Genomic DNA, 20,023 nt, shown 5'->3' on the forward strand with positions numbered 1-20,023 from the left:
TTTAAGCCGAATTGTCGAATGATATTTGGTGATGCAAAAGAAACATTGAATAGTCTTGTGCGTCAATTTGCAGATTAAATTAACTAAAGGCTCAATATATGATGTTATTTTCAGATTTACTTAACGGGCAGAAAATCCTGCCAATTATACAAACTAGCTCTGTTGAAGAGGGAGTACAAATAGCAAAGGCGATGCAGGAAGGAGGCTTGAACTTAGTTGAAGTGGTGTTGCGTAGCGAGGCCTCATTAGCGGCGCTCAGTGCTATCAAAGATCAGGTTCCAGGTTTGTTAGTGGGCGCAGGAACGGTTACTGACAGTGATGTTTTGCAACAAGCTATTGATGCTGGAGCTGATTTTATTGTTACTCCAGCGATATCCCCGCGTTTATTGGATGCCCTGAGCTGCTGTAAGATACCTGTATTACCAGGGGTATCCAACACTGCAGATATTTTACTTGCTAAAGAGTTTGGTTTTACACAAATGAAGTTTTTTCCCGCAAATTTAAGTGGTGGAGCTGCTTTTATAAAAGGTGTCGCAACTGTTTTTCCAACCATTAGTTTTTGCCCTACAGGAGGCATTAATGCGGAGAATAGGCAAGATTATCTCGCTTTAAATAATGTATTAGCTGTAGGTGGCACTTGGGTCTGCCAACCTCAATGGCTTGAAAATAAACAATGGCAACATATTAGCCAAGCCTGTAAAGAAGCTAATAGCTAAAAGTTATTGGCTGATAAGGATATTGGCCTTTTTAAATTGCATCGCAAGGGTCACAACTACGTGACAGAAAATGAATATAAATGCTGTAGAGAGCTCACCTTAACACTTTAACATTGTTCTTCATTTTGACCCTCTTTTCTATACTGACTACTTGATAATCAAATACCTTAAAAAAATTTACGATTTAAATTCATTTTAATATCATAAAGTTAACATTTGGTAAGGCCGCTTTACATCAAGGCCACCTTGCCTTTTCTGTGTTTGATGATAAATTGTTCTAAGCGCATATTTATTGTGCTCACACACAAAGATAATAAAATTAAAGATCGTTGGGGAACTCAATGGGTACTATTAGAAAAAATAAGACAATAAAGTTTAAACGTTCAGTGCTAAGCAGTGTAATCGCATTATATTGTTTAAATGGGGTTGCAGCCGAAACTGTTGCAAATAAAAATGAGTTCGAAGTTATTGAAGTGACAAGTGGCTTTAAACAAAATTTAGAGTCGGCTATTTTTGATAAAAAAGCATCGGATGAAATTGGTGACAGCATTTCTGCGGAAGATATAGGTTCATTACCAGCTCTAGATATGGGGGAGGCATTACAAGCCGTTCCGGGTGTACAACTAAATCGTGAAGGCTCACGTCGTGAATCGAGTGTTAATTTGCGAGGGTTGCCATCAGGTTTTGTTTTGACGACTGCCAATAATCAAGCTATTGCAACACCTACGCGTAACTCATCTAGCTCAGCATTTGGCCCAGGTAACCCATTTGGTGCTTATGACCCGTCTGTTTTTAGTGGCCTAAAAGTAGTTAAGTCATTATCTGCGGATATGATTGAAGGTGGTATCGCGGGTACTATTGACCAAGGCTTAAAGGGCGCACTAAGTAAAAAAGATTCATTTGTTACTCAAATTGGTGCTCGCTATGAAGAGCTAGCTGATGAAACTGATTTGGAAGGTGTTATTTCTGGTACCAAACATTTAATAGAAGATACTTTGGCTATTACTGCGACATTAGCTTATTCAGATCAATCGTTTCGACGCGATGCTATTAGAATAAACGCTTATGACACCATTTCAGAACAGCAATTTGATCAAGGTAATAACACTGACAGTTTTGCTGAATATAAAGCAGCGAATAATCTTCCTGACAACGCAATACTACAAATGCCTGGTGAATATCGCCAACAAAGCGAAACTAATTCAGGAGACCGAATTTCGTTTTCTGGCGGGATTGAGTATCAAGCGACAGAAGACTTGAAGCTTGGTTTTAATACTATCATCACAAAAAGAGAATTAAGTGGTGCTCGTTTAGAGCAACTTGAAATGCGCTTGGACCAAAAAACGGTGGGTATTACCCCTAAAGATGAATTCAAGCCTCGTGATACCGGGCAAACAGGCACCTCTGGTGAACCTATTTATGTTTTATCTGGCGTAGATTTTAACAATATACGTTATTACTTTGATAACCGCGGTGAAGCGCAAAAAGAGCAAGCGCAAGCGTATATTTTTGATGCAGAATACACCCTTGGTATGTGGAAGTTTGATGGTGCATTAACACTTTCATCGGCTGAAAATGAGTGGTCACAAGTGTTGATTTCTTCACGTATAGATAGCCCATCAGGTGTTGATGGTAGTATTTATACAGGTGAAGGGAATATTGAAAACTTTTATATGAATTTAACTGGCACTGAAAACTCTATGGATTGGGATGGTGCTACGTGGGTACCTAAAATGCAAGTTGCAAATACAGCTGTTACAAGCACAACCGGTGCTAATGGTTTATATATGTTACTTACAGGAAACTATGAAAAAATAGAGCACCAAAATGATTCATTTGAAATAAATGCAGAGCGAGATTTTGACGACAGTTTTATCAAAAGTATTCGTTTTGGTTATCGTTATGCAGAGACCACGCTTGATTCAGCATATGCAAAAGGTTCACCAGTGGGGGTAGATCCTACAGGTATTTTGACTTCAGATGCGATGATTGATCCATCTTATGTCAACGAGCATGCATTCTTTGGTGGCGATGCTCCTGGTTTTGTGACAGCGGCAAATGGTTGGCGCTCATTTGATTTTGATTCAGTAAACAGTGCGTTATTATCAACTATCGATATTAATCAAATATCACCTTCTGCAGATGGTGAAAAACCTGTTTTATCACCAACTGGTTACGTGACTCGTGGTGGTCGTCAAGCTGATGGTTTAGTATATTCATCAACACTTGAAACAAATGCTCTGTATTTAATGGCCAATTATGAGTTTATATTTGGCGATCATTATCTACGCGGTAACTTAGGTGGGCGGTATATTGAGTCTAAAACGGAATCTCGTGCACCACTTGCCGGTCAGGGTGATATAAATAATCTAGAAGAAGGGATATATCCTGATGATTACAATCACTTCTTGCCAACTTTAAATGCAGCAATTAATTTAGATGAAGATGACGATCTATTGTTACGCTTTGCGTATGGACAGTCGTTAGTACGACCAGATTTACGTTCAGCAACCCCATCAGCGTCGTTTAACTATATTCCAGGTTTAACAACAGTTCGCCTACCTGGCGTTGGCATTAAGCCATTTGAAGCAGACTCTTATGATTTATCGCTAGAGTGGTATAACCGACCAGGCAGTGCCATTAGTGTGGCCTTATTTCAAAAAGAAATTAAAAATTTATTCCAATCACAGCAGGTTTGTGATGCCTCTACCCTTGCTGGAACCGGTGTTAGTTTAGGTAAACTTACGGAAGATGCTGACGGTACATGCCGAACAGATGGTAATGATAATTTGACCGACACTGGATTAGTTTCTGCCGGTGATGAAGTACGCCTAAGTGGTATTGTTAATATCGAAGATACTATTGAAGTTAGAGGTTATGAACTATCAATTCAGCAAAATTTAGATTTTTTACCATACCCGTGGAATGGCTTTGGTGGTGTATTTAACTACTCAAAAACGTCGCAAGATGACTCTGATGAGATCCGTGTATCTGGTATTTCAGAAGATACTTTTAATGTGATCGGTTATTACGAACAAGAAAACTATGGGTTTAGGCTTGCATATAACTACCGCTCAGATTATGACTTAAGAACGGTAGGTACCTCAAATGGTTCAGGTGATAGAAGTGTTAAAGCTGCTGGTCGTTTAGATGCTTCAATTTATTACAACTTTAGTGAACAATTAACAATGAGTTTAAAAGCATATAACTTAACTAATACTTTGTATGAAGAGTATCAGAATAACGAATGGCAACCTCGTTCTACCATGTATGATGGCCAAGTTTATGCGTTAGCAATGAAGTATACTTTTTAATAATTACTGATAATAAAATTACAGTTGAGGTTAAACAATGTTTAACCTCAACTGCTGCATAAGATCATCAATTCCTGCTTTTTATAGGTGTGATGATTACTCTCATCTTTAGCTAACCCCCCCCTAAGCATTTATTGTGCAGTTGTTACTTTTAAACTTTTAACTACATGATATATAAGATATAAATCATTTGTCTTTTTCTTGAAAAATACCACATTGGCAAGGTTGCCTTACCAATAATTGTGTTCTATTGTTTAAAACGGTTGCAGTGAATTGCTTTTTGAGTCGCTGTACAAACCTCTAATAAAAAATCAGGACACACAATGAAAATAAATAAAAAAACAATCGCGGCTTTCAAGCTGAGTAACCTTGTTGCATGTATAATTTTAAGTACATATGTACAAGCTGAAGTAGTGCAGGTTTACACTGCTACTGAATTGCAAAATGCGTTGAAAACCGCCAGTGCGGGCGATGAAATAGTCGTAAATGCTGGCAGTTACGTTGGCAACAAAGCAACCAGTGGTAGTAGCAAAGCACATTTTTACAGTGATCGAAGTGGTGAAGCTAATGATCCAATAATACTCAGAAGCGCTGATATTAGTAATAAGCAAGTACTTAAAGGGTCTACCATTGATTCAGGTTATATCTTCTACCTTAATGGTGATAACTGGGTTATTAAAGATTTAAAATTTAGCACTGCACAAAAAGGCATCATGCTCGAAGGTTCAAACCACAACGAGATTGATAATGTAGAGTTATCAAATTTAGGTGCAGAAGCAGTACATATGCGTTATTTCAGTAGTGATAATGTACTGTCTAATTGCTATATCCACGACACAGGTAAGCGTGTTGGGCAGGAAGGCTTTGGTGAAGGAGTATATATTGGTACTCATGATGGTCATACTGCAGAAAAGCTTGACCATAGCGACAATAATCGCATTGGCGGCTGTGTTATTGGCCCAAACGTAACAGCCGAAGCATTTGATATTAAAGCGGGTGTAAGTGGTACTGTGATTGAATTTAACTCTATTAATGGCAGTGGCATTATTGGTGATGCAGGTAATCCTGCTGCAGATAGTTTTATTGATTTAAAAGGTACAAATAATGTGATTAGAAATAATCATCTTGATTGGGGGGGAGACAGTAATATTGCCCATGCGATTTTTACTTATCAGGAACATCGTTCTTCCAATATATATAACAATAAAATCAACCTAAGCGTCGACGCTCCCACTTATAAAATATTAGAAGAAACTATTCACGCACAAAATAATATCCGCTTAGATGGTGGAACCAAGCAGGTTGATGCAAGTTACCAAGCTAATAAAATTGATAGCATTCTTGATCAGTCAATTGAAAAACCTTCACGAAGCTATACTTGTTTTGATGAACTCAATGGTTGCGGTATGCCTACTACTTCCCCTAATCCGCCACCAACGTATCCAATTGTCACCGCTAGTAGTAATGATGGCAATGTACCTGAAAATACAGTTGATGGTGATTTGTCAGAAAGTTCTCGTTGGTCTGCTTATGGCATAGGAGAGTGGGTTAAGTTTGAGTTAGCGCAAGCTGAAAATGTCGCTTTATTGAAAATTGCTTTTTATATGGGCGATACACGCCAAAGTAATATTCAGATTCAGCGTTCTCTTGATGGTAATAGTTGGGATAACTTACTTACAACAACCAGTAGTGGTGAGACATTAGGGTTTGAGTCATTTAATTTAAATGGTGCACAAGGGCGTTACTTTAAAATAATTGGTAACGGAAATAGTGTTAATGACTGGAATAGCTTTACTGAAGTTGCATTTGAATTTGGTCAAGAAACAGCACCACCATCAAGTATTGCAGGCTGCAATGGAATAGCTGATATTAGCTGGGGAGATAAAACCGAGGTAAGTATAGCCGCAACTGACTGCATTCGTTTTGATACCGACCTAACAAATGGCGTTTTACAAGCTTGGGATAGTGATGCAAATAATTCATGCGATTTTAGAGGTGAAATTACGGCAACAAACAACAGCTCTATTGGTGTAACCATCAATTCAAACTATCACGCTATTAATAGCTTAAGTGGTAAAACATTTAAACTTAGCCCGAGTAATAACTGTCAATACATCAAACTCAGGGCGTATTAACCGCTTTTTATCCAACGTATATCCAAGTTTTTGAATAGTGGCTTGGGTATACATTCCCCTTTTTTCTTAGAAACAATCCCCATGAATATGAAAACATTGTATTTACAAAAAATTTAACCTTTTAAGTTATTGATCTTTAATTATTTACAAAAAATGTAGCAATTATTTTATTGGTAAGGCCGCTTTGCCGCTTTACCTTGGTGTGTTGAGGTGATATGTTGAGCTATAAATCACACACAATGATACATTTTAAGGTAATAAAGATGACTATAAGAAAACAGAATAAACATTCTCTAAACTTAAAAAAAACATTACTCGCTTCATTGATTGCTATGAATGTTACAAGTGTTAGTGCGCAATCGGAGCAAGAGCAACTTACCGAAGATGATCAAATTGAGGTTATAGAGGTCTCTGGTCTGCGTGATTCATACAAAAACGCTATCAGTACTAAACGTGCTGCAGTAACAATTGTGGATTCCATCTCGCTCGAGGATATGGGTGCTTTACCTGATAATTCAGTGGCTGAAACTTTAGAGCGTATTACAGGTGTTGCAGCTGATCGATTTAAAGGTGGAGCTAGTGAAATATCTATTCGTGGTTTAGGCCCTTTCTTAGGCATGTCGACACTTAATGGGCGTGCAATTTCGTCAGGTAGCGGTAACCGTAGTGTTGCGTTTAGCCAATTTCCATCTGAGCTCGTGAATGGGGTTAAAGTCTATAAATCACAATCGGCTAACCTACTTGAAGGGGGTGTTTCAGGTGTGATTGACCTCGGTACTATTAAACCAGTTGATTACGGTAAAGAGAATTTTCAAGCTGAGGTAAAAGGCACCTACGACGAATATCAAAGCAAATTAGAAGATGATAATGGATTTGGTAATAAAATATCATTTTCATATACCAATACTTATGATGTTGGCGATGGTCAGTTAGGCTTTGCTATTGGTTATGCTGGCGGCGAGTCTCCACGTCCTGAAGAAACATATTTAACGAGTTCAACACTTAGAAATTGTAACTCAGATTATGGTTTGGATGGCGGGAGCAGCTGTAGTTTTAAAGACGCAAATGCTGCAGCAAACGGCGGTGATGCAATTGATGGTGATTACTATTTTATCTCTAATGCATTTACTTATCGTCAAATGGAATCTGTTGAAGATGATGATGCAGTGATTGCTGCAGTGCAATGGAAACCAACTGATAAATTAGATATAAATTTTGATGCACAATGGTCCGAAAGTTCATATTTTGAAGATCGTCACGACCTAAGTTTCGACGATGCAAGACGTCGCGTGTCAAACTGGCAAACAAATGATGATCATATTCTTACCAGTTATACTGGCGAGTCTCGGATTGCGAATATGAACGAAATGCGTACCCGTGACGAAGAATATAAAGGTGCAGGTTTTAATGTTAAGTGGCAAGTTACAGATGATTTAGAACTTGCATTTGACGCTGCATACTCAGGTACAAATAGATGGCAAGATCGTACTTATACGCGCTTTAGAAGTAAGCGTAAATTTTATGACTGGCAGCAAAGAAATAGTCAACAATTTCCGGATGTAACAAATGTATATACCGATTTTGATGATGCTGCAGGTAGTAGTATTAACTGGCAAAGTGATGTAAATGATTTGGCATTCTTTGATGACGATAGTGAAGCACGTAAATATCGCTTTGAAATCGACGACCGAATTCGCAGTACTAAACTAGATGCTAAATACTTATTAGATGCTGGTATGTTTACCTTTTTGAGTTCAGGTTTTGCGTATTCTTCACGCTCTCATCAAAACTATGCCGAAGATCAGGTAAGTAAAGCAACAGCAGCAGATGATCGTGCAGATGTGCTCGCAAGTGCCGCAAGTTGTCTCGAGTCTTGGCCCCAATCGGGTTATGGTGAGGATGGAGATAGCCCTGTATCACAATGGGCATATTTAGATACATCATGTGCTTATAACACCTTGGTTGGAAGTGATGTGTTATCCCCTGATCCCAAAGCACCATCAGAAGCTGACATTGACTTAACTGAAGAAATAACGTCTTTCTATGTGATGTCTGATTTTGAGAGTGAATTAGGTGGTATGTATGTTCGTGGTAATGTTGGGGTTCGTTATGTTCACACCAATATTGAATCAAAAGGGGTGACACAATCCTATACAGTCCAAACTAATGAAAATGGCTTTATAGAATTAGACGGTAATAATTCAGTTGAAATTAATCACTTCGAGAACTCATTCAGTAATGTTTTACCAAGCTTAAATGTAATTCTAGAATTACGTGAAGATACTGAACTTCGTTTTGCTGCATTTAAAGCTATTTCTCGTCCTGATATGTGGTTTTATGGTGCTGGGCGTGAAGTGAGTGATATTACATACGACGATGGTTATACAACCCCAGAGCAAGCACTTGATGATGGTAATGTTTCTGCCCGCGGTAATCCAAATTTAGAGCTGATCAAATCAAATAACTATGAGTTAGGGCTAAATTGGTATTGGGAAGATGAAACGATGCTTTCAGCTTCATACTATTATAAAACTTTTTCAGCGCGTTTTGGGGCGGATACATCTGATGAGCAAATCATTGTAGATGGCACGTCGTATGATACAACAGTACAAGGTGTACCAACTATTTATGATGATGAATCGAGCATCCAAGGTGTTGAATTTACTGCGGTCCATCGTTTTAAAACATTACCAGAACCATTTGATGGCTTAGGTTTATCTTTAAGCTATAACTACTCTGATTCTGACTATATTACACCAGAAGCTGGTGGTTCTATAACTGAAGATGTGCGAGCAGAAGTGACCCCTGGTAATTTGGCTGGTTTGTCTGAACACGTAGCTAACACACAAGTTTATTGGGAAGGTGAAGCTGCTTCTATTCGTTTATCGTATAAATATCGCTCAGATTATTTAAAGCCATTCGGTAATGATTTATCACAAACTAATCGCTTTGTTGATGATCAAAAAACGGTAGATCTAAGTTTAGGTTACAAGTTAACGAAACAGCTTACTGCTAAGTTCGAAGTTTTAAACTTGACTAATGAGCCTGCGGTACAGCAACGCGTGGCGCAAGGAGCTTATAATCAAATAGAGTACAGCGGTTCTAAAGTATTCTTTGGTATTAAATACAAAATGTAGCCTCATCTTGAATTAACGTTAATCGATAGCTTCCTTCGCTGTCGGTTAACGTCCCTCCTATTTCATTTTTAGTTTTAAGGCAAAAATATGACGTCTTTTATAATGAAAGCACTCACGTTCATGGTGTTCTACTTCGCAGTATCTGTTACCTCTGCTATTGCAAATGGGCCGGATGTGTTTAATAAAGTTTATTTACCTGATTACTCATATGCTGGTTATGAATTTGGTGAGAAACAACCCAACATAAAAGGATGGCGAGTAATAAATGTGGTTGATCATGGTTTAATTGCCAATGATGGCCTAGATGATACGCAGGCGCTTCAGGTGTTACTTAAAAAATTACAAAACGACCCTGAACCCGTAGTAATTCAGTTCGGGATCGGTCGTTATCAAATATCAGATATTATTCGCATTAGTCGAAGTCATCTAGTGATCCGTGGTGCAGGCAAGTCGGCAACAGAGTTTTACTTCCCTCGACCGCTAATGTACGCAACAATTCCTCGAGAGATGGAGGAGTTGTCTGATTATTTAACTCGTGAAAGTAAAGTACAAAAAGAAAAGAAGCAAAATATACTTTTGCCCTACACACTATGGTCATGGAGTGGCGGTTTTTTTTGGACAGGTGTTGAAGGTGTTAGAGTTAAAGCGTATTTGAGTAGTTATGATTCGTCAGAGCCTGTATTAGCTAAAGTGGTAAGCGGTAAGAAAGATGATTTTTCTTTTGAGGTAAATAATGTAGAAAAACTGGAAGTCGGTCAGGTTGTTGAGATTGAATGGCACAACCCTGAAGGTAAAACTGGCTCCTTTTTACAACAGTTATATGGTGAGAGTGATGTAAAACTTGGCTCTAGACACTGGGAAAACCCAGAACTTGCTTTATCTAAACAACAGGCACTTATCACTTCAAGAAATGCAAACAAAGTGACGATTAAAAGCCCATTATTGCATGATATTGAAACAAAATGGAATGTTAACGTCCGTCGTTGGCAGCATATCGAACAGGTTGGTTTTGAGCATTTTAGTATTCGTTTTGATGAACACCCATATGTTGCTCATCATGTAGAGAGTGGTTATAACGCTATTTATTTAACACGTACGTTCAATAGTTGGGTTAAAGATATTACGATTGAAAATTCAGATAGTGCTATTTTGACTGAGAGTATCGCTAACGTCACAATCGCTGATGTGACAACCACGGGGAAATCTTTAGCTCATTATACGGTGCAACTTGGTGGTGTGCATAATGTATTGGTAAAAGGATTAACTATAGAGAACCCGTCAATTCATCCATTGAGTTTTAATACTTTCGCTAATAAAAATGTCTATTTAGATTCTGATGTGAGAGTACAGCCCGTGTTAGATCAGCACTCAGGCGCGAATCATCATAATTTATTCGATAATACGCGTGTTCACATTACGCTTAAAGAAACCCAAAACCAATATAAATACCCCTTATTTTTGGGTGGCGGCGCATCTTACTGGAAACCTTCGCACGGTAATTACACCACTTTATGGAACACCCGTATTAACTTTACAAATGGCGCGCTGAGTGATCAGCCTATCGTTCTTTATGGCATGAAAGATGGTACAAATGCTCGTCTAGTTGGTGTGTCTGCAAACTTACCTTTTAAAATCGAATATGGCCCGAACAGCTATCAAGAAGGAATTGGGGAGTATTTTACTAATATTCCTTCTTTATATATTTATCAATTACAAAAGCGACTTAGCAAACTCAAATCACTCTGAATTTTTGCTTAAATTAATTTATGGATAGATAGAAACGATATGACTCAGTTAATCAATTTAGTACCTAGTGGTGTTGTCAGTGGTCAGCATTTAAAAACTTTGTATCGAGTAGCACGTGAAAATCAGTTTGCTTACCCTGCAGTAAATGTTGTGAGTACAAATTCAATAAATGCGGCTTTAGAAGCGGCTCATAAATGCAAGTCTCCAATTATTATTCAGTTATCTTACGGTGGAGCTGCTTTTTTTGCAGGCAAAGGCATCCCTTTACAAGGACATGAAGCTGCAATTGTAGGGGCTATTGCCGCTGCCCATTACATCCATACTGTAGCGCAAAGTTACGGTATACCAGTAGTTCTTCATACTGATCATGCGTCTAAAAAGTTATTGCCTTGGATCGATGGTTTGCTGGATGCAGGTGAAACCTATTATAAATTGCATAACAAGCCGTTGTTTAGTTCTCATATGCTCGATTTATCTGAAGAAAGTGTAGAAGAAAATATTACAGTTTGTCAGCGTTATTTGGCGCGTATGCACACTATGGATATGGCAATTGAAATAGAGCTTGGGTGTACTGGTGGTGAAGAAGATGGCATTGATAACTCTGATCTTGATAGTTCGCTACTTTATACTCAGCCAGAGGATGTTAGCTTTGCATTTGAGAAATTAAGGAAAGTTAGTGATTTATTTACTATCGCCGCAGCATTTGGCAACGTACATGGTGTTTATAAACCAGGTAATGTACAACTCACTCCTAAAATACTAAAGAACTCTCAACAATATGTCGCAAACAAGTTTGATACCTGTTCTAAACCAATTGATTTTGTATTTCATGGCGGTTCTGGATCGCTGCAAGATGAAATAAACGAAGCCATTAGTTACGGGGTGGTAAAAATGAATATTGATACCGATACCCAGTGGGCATCTTGGCAAGGTGTTCTTACATATTATCAAGATCATCAGGCGTTTTTGCACAGTCAAATTGGTAATCCACTTGGTGATGATATTCCTAATAAAAAATATTACGACCCACGTGCATGGTTACGGCATCTAGAAGAATCAATGACAGAGCGTTTAATCACTTCTTTCACGGCATTAAACTGTTTAGGTAGATTTTAAAGTTATGATCAGCATTGATGAAAAACTCAAAGAACAACATACAAAAGAGGACTTATGTCTGCTTATTAATGTGATTTTAGATACCACAAAAGTCATTGATTATAAGGTTAATCAAGGTGCACTTGGTGATATTTTAGGCGCAACCAGCGAGGTTAATATTCAAGGTGAAACACAAAAAAAACTGGATGTTATCTGTAACCAGTTATTAAAAGACAGTCTTAAGTCATGTGGCTTGGTAAGAACGATTGCATCAGAAGAAGAGGATTTTGTAGTAGAAGGGCATCTAGATGCACCTTATATAGTCGCTTTTGATCCACTTGATGGTTCATCAAATATAGATATAAATGGTCAAATTGGCACCATTTTTACTATTTACCAAGCACGCAGCGATGTCGCAAGTAACAGTGAAGAGCAATTTTCACAAGCGGGGCATGCACAGGTATGTGCAGGATATGTTTTATACTCTGCTTCTACCATGTTGGCAATTACCACGACGGGGCCGACTAGTTTTTATACATTAGATAAAAATTCACAAGCATACATATTAACCACTGACAGCATTGAACTTCCTACGCAAACGAATGAGTTCTCAGTCAATATGGCCAACAGTGCATGTTGGTCTCAAGGTTTTAATAATTATATTAATGACTTAGTGAGCTCAGATAATACACGTGGACGGCGGTTTAATATGCGCTGGAATGGTGCAATGGTTGCAGATATTCACCGTGTATTGTCTCGTGGTGGAATTTTTTGTTACCCAACACATTTTGATACACCACAGCCCTCAGCCAAGTTAAGGCTACTCTATGAAGCTAACCCAATGGCGCTCTTAATTGAAAAGGCCGGTGGTAAAGCATACACAGAGTCTACTCGTATCTTGGATTTAAAACCGGATGATATTCATCAACGAGTTGCTGTCATTATGGGATCAGCGAGTGAAGTTGATTTTTGCTTAGGTTATCTGGACTAAAACAACTGCATTAGTATCTTGTAGAAAATAAATACAATGTGGTATGGTGGCATTACCAATTTAAACGCTTACACTAATAATAAAGGGCACAATGATGAAGAAAACACTTTGTTTACTGTTAAGTATGGGGATCTTTGGTTGTTCTCAGCAAGTAACAAATACAACTGTTGATAATGACAGTAAAAACAAATTAGGCTCTACGGCTGAGTTCTCGAACGAAATGGCGCACGCAAATTTAGCGTTTATTAAAGACCAATATATCAGAATGATTGAAAATGTAGAAAACAATCAGCACGTTAAATATGCTAAAGGGTGCCATGCGGAACAAACAGTTTGCTTTCCTCGCTCAGAAGAACACGGTGACATCTTTTTAGAAAAGCCAGCAAAATGGACGAATGGTTTTTACCCTGGAGTATTATGGAAGCTGTTAAGTGAGCGAGATAAAATTGACGGCTTTTCAGCTGCTGAACAGCAACTTATATTTACAAAAGCTAAGTATTATCAGGATGCGCTTACACCAGAGGCAAAAAGAGGGTCAACCCATGATTTAGGGTTTATTTTATATGATTCATTTGGTGAAGCATTACACTTTAATAACCTAACGGCACAGGACAAACTGCGTTATACACACACTCTTGAAGAAGGCAGAAAAACGTTAATCACGCGTTTTGATCAAGGAAAAGGCGTAATTAAATCATGGGATTTTGGTCCAACTTTTCCTGCTCATTATAAGCAAGATGACGATATAAAAAATCAAAATATGTCATTAGCAGATCCGTGGACCTTCCCAGTTATTGTCGATAACATGATGAACTTAGAATTCTTAATGAGCAGTGACAATGAACAATATCGAGATATTGCATTTAGTCATGCTAAACAGACTTATGAGCATCATTATTTCTATGACAAAGATGACAAAAATCAAGAGTTTCCAATTGCATATCATTTATTTGATTATGACTCTATGCGTCCAGGTAATTGGCAAGGAGTTGGTAATGTCTCTGCATGGGCGCGTGGTCAAGGTTGGTCGTTGTATGGCTATGTGACTGTCGTCGAAGCGTTACAGCAGAAAAGCTCTCAGCAATCATTACCTGACTTCGAAAAACATGTTGAGCGTCTTGTTAACTCATTAGATAATTTACTAGAAACTGATGTTGTTCCAGACTGGGATTTTTTTGCGGCATCAAATAACGCGCAAGCTATCGCTGAAGATCAAAGCTCAGATACAGTGCGATACTCTCGAATTTTAGATTTATGTGATTTTGAAATACCAAACAACATTCTTCCTTATAAGGGATATCGCCCTATTAAAATCGATAAGTCTATCCTTTCTGAGCAAACACTAGACGCTTTATCAACAATGACTTCAGCTTATGATCAACCTTTTATTCAAGGTGACTCAGTCCTACCATGTGGTAGTAAAGCATATCAACGCAATGCGACTCATATTCCTAAAGATACATCGGCTGCAGCACTTTATGCAGCGGCATTATATCGCTTAGCTCAGCTAAGTATTACTGAACAATTACGGGACAAATCGATTATTTTGGCTGATAAAATTATGGCGGAATTAACAAATAATTACCTGACCAAAAATGAGAAAGGCCGTGACTTTGAACTTGGGTTTGTTTTGAATCAAGCTACAGGTAATTTACCTAATGCGAGTGAAATCAATACTTCTATTGTTTATGCCGACTTTTATTTCTTAGAAGCAAATATTCGCAAATTAGCACTGCAAGATAGTTTATAAACGTAAGGGGTATAGTTATGCGCATTAAATGTATTAATCACTTGCTTATAGCTTCGTTAAGCTTGTGGGTATCGGCCTTGCTATTGGGTTGTAATAGCAAGGCCAAGCCATCTGAAAGCAACGAGAGCCTTTTAGAAAGTAATGCTAATGAACAGCAAGAAATTAGAGCTTATGCGCGTTTTGTTCCTCAAAGAAACGACGACTTTGCATGGGAAAATGATAAGGTCGCGTTTCGTGTGTATGGGCCAGCTGCACCACTTAAAGGGCATGGTAGCGGTGTTGATGCTTGGTTTAAAAAAGTCAATTATTCAATTATAGATAAATGGTATGACAACCATTTAAGTGGTTTGTCATACCATGTTGACCGTGGTGAAGGTTATGATCCATACCATACAGGAACGAGTCGTGGAGTAGGTAGCACTGCTGTATGGATTCAAGGTCAAGCATATTTTGCTCATAGCTTTAAAAACTACAATATTGAGGTTAACAACTCTACTAAAGTGGTTTTCACACTTGAATATGAATGGCAGACTCCACTAGGTCTAGTGCATGAGAGTAAAACAGTTTCACTGTTCTTAGGCAGCCAACTATTTTCAGTTAATTCAGTTTTTTCATTAGATGGAGTACCTACGTCATTACCCATTGCGTTAGGTGTTACAACACATGATGAAAAAGCCACTGTGTCATTCAATTATGAAACTGGGCGAATCGCCGCATGGGAAATTATTGATGGGATAGGTGTGGGCACTGGTGCATTGATTGCTCCCAGTAAAATTAAAGGGATCAAACATATGCCTAGTACCGAGAAGGATAAAAGTCATATTTGGATATTCACTAATAGTGATGAGAATGGCTCTTTACACTATTCAGCTGGGTTTGCATGGGCTGGTGCAAAAGATATCACGAGTTTTGAACAGTGGAATAAGTACTTAGATAACTACAAGTAATTTGCGAGTTGTTTAGATATTTTTGCGTGCTAAATTTTGAGACCATCAGTTGACTGATGGTCTTACGCTGTTATGGCGCAAAAATGTTGACTTAAACTCGGATCACAGAGGTACTTGCAATGGGGATTGAGGGGAATACATGTGCTAGTTGTTGAGGTGTTAATTTCCAGTGTTCATTGAGGATCTTAGCAATCCACGAAAACGTATTTGAAGTAGGCATTAAATCCCGTTTTTCAAAAAGCAGCTCATCAGCAAGGCCGGGCCACTGGCCAGCAATTTGTCCACCTTTTACTTTTCCACCAGCGATAAACATGGCACTTGCGGTGCCGTGATCTGTACCTAGGGTACCATTTTCTTTAACCGTTCGACCAAACTCAGTAGCTACTATTACAACCGTGTTTTGCCATTGCGTTCCAAGTCCCTGTTTAAGCGCGTGCAAGCCGTTATCAAGTTCTTCTAGTTGTCTCGCTAAGCGATTGTTTTGATTGCTATGTGTGTCCCACCCACCAAGCTCTAGCATGGCGCAGTCAACATTACTTTTTGGGTCAATAATTAACTTGGCACATGCTTTACTTAAATCAACAAATCTACCAGTGCTTTTGTTTGATTCTTGTTGCGTGAGCCCTTGTAATGCTAGGCCTTGGTTTAAACGATCAAGTAACAATTTATCATCAGCATACATAGATGATAATGCTTGATACACATCACTATCAGCATCTTTCAATCTACTCGGATACCAAGTATTTGCTTGTGGTGTATTACGTAAGCTAATAGGGGTTGAGCGTGCAAGGGCAATGGCATTAACATTCCTTTGAGATATAGCCCTTGCTAGCCAGCCAGAGTCATGATCAATACTAGCTAAACCACTTTCCAAATAATCTTGCCCATCAAAATGAGAGCGTTCTTTATAGCCAGATGAAACAGCAACAACAGGTAAAAGCTGCTTATCTTTATACCATTGATGAAGGTTTGCTAGTGCTGGGTGAAAACCATACCCCTTATCCAACGGTAATAGTTGTTCTTTGATACTGCTTGCGAGTTTTGGCCGTTGCTTTAGAAGATTTGCATCAAATGCAGGAACTAAAGTACCCAGTGAGTCCATAGCTCCACGCAATACAACCCACACAAGCTTTGCCGGTTGTGCACTTGCTGGCTGCTTAGTTTCTAAGCTCATTGCGAGTAATGGGGTTTGAAACACCACTAAACTTGCGCCTAACGCTTTAATAAAGTCTCTACGTTCCATCATTATCTCCTTAAAAACTCTGGGCTCATTAAAAACAATGTCAGCGCTTGCTTGCGACTTTCTGCTCTAGATATGGTTTGATAGCTCAATTGACTAATAGACTCTGAAAAACTATTTTTTATGATGGCTTCAATCTGTACTTTTTTGGCTCTAGCTGCAACCGTGGCTGCCCAGTTAACCCTTGAAATTAAAGCACTAGCGCCATTCCAATCATCTTCTTTATCACTGTAACCTGCCGGAGATCCTGCTTTAAATGGTTGTTGACCAAGAGTTACCAGCGATGAATATAGTTGTCGATTATTGGTTTTTAAATCCAGTGCTCTAAGCGAGGAAATTACAAATTCGCGAGGCGTTTTAAATTTTAGCTTCTCAGCGTGCCATGCTTCATCTGCGTTGATCATTGTGGTCATGACTGCTTTGAGATCACCATTTGTAGCCAGCCAATTATCAGCCATTTTATTTACTAGGCTTGCTGGAGGATTATCGCTAATAAAGTGATGGGCTAGTTTGTAGCTAATATGCTTGGCTGTTGCTGGGTGTATAGCTAAATCCCGAAGCATACTTTTGCCTTGCTCACTATCTTTTTGTGAATACATTTTATTTAATAGAGTACGTACGCCAGGTTCATGTCCTGAACGACGATATTTAAAGCCCTGCTCTTTATCCTTAAGTGGGTTAGCTACGCTCCAACCAGTAATTCCTTTCGCCAACTCAATTACATCTTTTTGGCTGTAGCCACTGTCGACACCTAATGTATGCAGCTCTAAAATTTCCCGGGCTAAGTTTTCGTTTAAACCTCTACCACTCTTTTTAGCAACCTTTGAATTAGGCCCAAATGATTTTTCGTTATTCAAATAAATTAACATGGCTGGGTGTTGTATAACACTAATGAGCAAATCATCAAATCGGCCCAATAAATTAGGGGCAACGGCTTCTCGCTCTAGCGTTGGTGCTAATGCAGTCATCACAGGACCTGCACCACTAACACTAAAATGATTAGAGAAAAAGTCTAACAGTCGCCAATTTAAACTATGCTCTGAGTTAATTGCATGTTCAAGTGTATCAATACTTAATTGCAGGTAAATTTGTCGGTGATAACTTACTTTTGGTGCTTTAGTTTGCGGTGTTTCAGAGGGTTTATCACTTTTTAGATTATTTTTATCAGATTTCTTTTGTTCACGTAATTCAGCCAACTTCTGTATGATTTCATTCGAGTGGGCTACATTTGAGTCAAAATGAATGGCTGGTTTTAAATGCAATTGATTAATAAGCCATTGCTTAGGATCTTTATTAGCGATAGTGAGCTCTGAGGGTTTAGCTCCCAAACCAAAACGATTTATCGCAATAGTAGCTTGAATTGACATAATGACCTCAAACGGTTGTACTTAATAATGAAAATAAACTTTCCAGCTTTTATCGCTATTTAATTTACATATCTTTACTCAACTCACTTCTATTCAGTCCGATGATATCAAGCAAAGTTCCTTAATAATTAAACAAAGCACTAGATGATTGGGTTGATATAGGAAATAGTGTTTTTTATTATTGCTGATATACAACTAATTGCAACTCAAGTAAATTGAAGTAAGTCCATCTGATTACATGTTTTATTGGAAACAAAATGATTATTTCAGCCTCTACAGATTATCGCAAAGCCGCTAAAGCAAAGTTACCGCCATTCCTTTTTCACTATATTGATGGCGGCTCTTATAAAGAACATACTTTAAATAGAAACGTACAAGACTTGTCTGATATTGCCTTGAGACAGCGTGTATTAAAGGATATGTCTGACTTAGATTTAAGTACGGAATTATTTGGCGAAAAGTTGAGCCTACCTTTAATTTTAGCGCCAGTGGGCTTAACAGGTATGTATGCAAGGCGAGGAGAAGTACAAGCTGCTAAGGCGGCAGAAAATAAAGGCATCCCCTTCACAATGTCTACAGTGTCTGTATGCCCAATTGAAGAGGTAACCCCTAATATTGATCGCGCTATGTGGTTCCAGTTATATGTATTAAGAGATAGGGGCTTCATGAAAAATGCGCTTGAAAGAGCCAAAGCTGCAGGAGTTAAAACGCTTGTATTTACGGTTGATATGCCTGTCCCAGGTGCGCGATACCGGGATATGCACTCTGGGATGAGTGGCCCATTTGCAGCTTCAAGAAGAATTTTGCAAGCAATGACACACCCTCGCTGGGCTATGGACGTGGGTTTAATGGGTAAACCTCATGATCTTGGCAATATCTCTGCTTACCGTAATGAGAAAACTTCGCTAGTCGATTATATCGGTTGGTTAGGAAGTAATTTTGATCCATCAATAAGTTGGAAGGACCTTGAGTGGATCAGGGATTTTTGGGATGGTCCGATGATCATAAAGGGTATCCTTGACGAAGAAGACGCTAAAGATGCAGTTCGCTTCGGCGCAGACGGGATTGTTGTATCCAATCATGGTGGTCGACAACTTGATGGCGTTTTGTCGTCGGCTAGAGCTTTACCTAAGATAGCCGATGCAGTGAAGGGTGATATAAAAATTCTCGTAGACTCAGGTATTCGAAATGGGCTTGATGTAGTCAGAATGTTGGCTTTAGGTGCCGATTCCGCGATGTTAGGGCGCTCCTATATTTATGCCTTAGCAGCTAAGGGTCAGAAAGGGGTTGAGCATCTTCTTGATCTGTATACCAATGAAATGAAAGTTGCTATGACGTTGACCGGTGCAAAATCGATTAAAGACTTGGGTGCACACTCCTTAGTATCGTATTAACGGTTTATGCAACGAGCTAAAGTCTTTAGCCATTGGATTTAGTTTAATTTTCTGCGTTTATCAGGCTTGAAGCTCACTAATTATTTATAAAACTTCAGAGTCAAAGAAATTTGCCCCACTGGGCAAAAGAGCCTTAAAGGCCACTACTGGTAAAGCTTACTTTTTAATTTATGCCTTGCAGAGCAATATAG

At 38.7% G+C, this 20,023-nt stretch carries 12 protein-coding genes; 10 read left to right on the forward strand and 2 right to left on the reverse strand.

Annotated elements, in window-relative coordinates:
• The first annotated feature begins 98 nt into the window (after positions 1–98).
• The 9 genes from eda (at position 99) to PHAL_RS0121165 (ending at position 15,831) form a co-directional block, all read left to right on the forward strand.
• Positions 99–716, forward strand: coding sequence for a bifunctional 4-hydroxy-2-oxoglutarate aldolase/2-dehydro-3-deoxy-phosphogluconate aldolase (eda, locus tag PHAL_RS0121125; protein WP_016710428.1), 618 nt, complete (start codon positions 99–101; stop codon positions 714–716).
• Between the two features lie 341 nt (positions 717–1,057).
• Positions 1,058–4,030 carry a TonB-dependent receptor gene (locus PHAL_RS0121130; protein ID WP_016710429.1) on the forward strand — a complete coding sequence of 991 codons (2,973 nt, stop codon included), beginning with the start codon at positions 1,058–1,060 and terminating at the stop codon, positions 4,028–4,030.
• A gap of 323 nt (positions 4,031–4,353) precedes the next feature.
• Positions 4,354–6,165 carry a discoidin domain-containing protein gene (locus PHAL_RS24290; RefSeq protein ID WP_016710430.1) on the forward strand — a complete coding sequence of 604 codons (1,812 nt, stop codon included), beginning with the start codon at positions 4,354–4,356 and terminating at the stop codon, positions 6,163–6,165.
• 263 nt (positions 6,166–6,428) lie between these two features.
• The gene (locus tag PHAL_RS0121140; RefSeq protein WP_016710431.1) at positions 6,429–9,302 is read left to right on the forward strand and encodes a TonB-dependent receptor; all 2,874 of its coding nucleotides are present in this window, start codon (positions 6,429–6,431) and stop codon (positions 9,300–9,302) included.
• 87 nt (positions 9,303–9,389) lie between these two features.
• Positions 9,390–11,048: a hypothetical protein gene (locus PHAL_RS23300; RefSeq protein ID WP_016710432.1), complete on the forward strand. Its 1,659-nt coding sequence runs from the start codon at positions 9,390–9,392 to the stop codon at positions 11,046–11,048.
• Positions 11,049–11,087: 39 nt separating this feature from the next.
• Complete coding sequence (gene fbaA / locus PHAL_RS0121150; RefSeq protein WP_016710433.1) at positions 11,088–12,164, forward strand: class II fructose-bisphosphate aldolase; 1,077 nt, start codon at positions 11,088–11,090, stop codon at positions 12,162–12,164.
• Positions 12,165–12,168: 4 nt separating this feature from the next.
• The gene (locus PHAL_RS0121155; protein WP_016710434.1) at positions 12,169–13,134 is read left to right on the forward strand and encodes a class 1 fructose-bisphosphatase; all 966 of its coding nucleotides are present in this window, start codon (positions 12,169–12,171) and stop codon (positions 13,132–13,134) included.
• Positions 13,135–13,225: 91 nt separating this feature from the next.
• Positions 13,226–14,884, forward strand: a complete 1,659-nt coding sequence (locus PHAL_RS0121160; protein WP_080571557.1) for a glycoside hydrolase family 88 protein — start codon at positions 13,226–13,228, stop codon at positions 14,882–14,884.
• Between the two features lie 17 nt (positions 14,885–14,901).
• Positions 14,902–15,831: a DUF4861 family protein gene (locus PHAL_RS0121165; RefSeq protein ID WP_016710436.1), complete on the forward strand. Its 930-nt coding sequence runs from the start codon at positions 14,902–14,904 to the stop codon at positions 15,829–15,831.
• Positions 15,832–15,922: 91 nt separating this feature from the next.
• Here the strand turns inward: PHAL_RS0121165 and PHAL_RS0121170 are convergent, their stop codons facing one another.
• Together PHAL_RS0121170 and PHAL_RS0121175 are read right to left on the reverse strand one after the other, a co-directional pair.
• The gene (locus PHAL_RS0121170) at positions 15,923–17,077 is read right to left on the reverse strand and encodes a DUF1501 domain-containing protein (protein ID WP_232321843.1); all 1,155 of its coding nucleotides are present in this window, start codon (positions 17,075–17,077) and stop codon (positions 15,923–15,925) included.
• Positions 17,077–18,438 carry a DUF1800 domain-containing protein gene (locus tag PHAL_RS0121175; protein ID WP_016710438.1) on the reverse strand — a complete coding sequence of 454 codons (1,362 nt, stop codon included), beginning with the start codon at positions 18,436–18,438 and terminating at the stop codon, positions 17,077–17,079. Before PHAL_RS0121175 ends, PHAL_RS0121170 begins: the two co-directional genes overlap by 1 nt.
• A 257-nt stretch (positions 18,439–18,695) precedes the next feature.
• Here PHAL_RS0121175 and lldD point away from each other — a divergent pair, with 257 nt between their 5' ends.
• Positions 18,696–19,832 (forward strand): FMN-dependent L-lactate dehydrogenase LldD, encoded by a 1,137-nt coding sequence (gene lldD, locus PHAL_RS0121180; protein ID WP_016710440.1) that lies wholly within the window; start codon positions 18,696–18,698, stop codon positions 19,830–19,832.
• The last annotated feature ends 191 nt before the right edge of the window (positions 19,833–20,023 follow it).

Source organism: Pseudoalteromonas haloplanktis ATCC 14393 (genome assembly GCF_000238355.1).
GTDB lineage: Bacteria > Pseudomonadota > Gammaproteobacteria > Enterobacterales > Alteromonadaceae > Pseudoalteromonas > Pseudoalteromonas haloplanktis.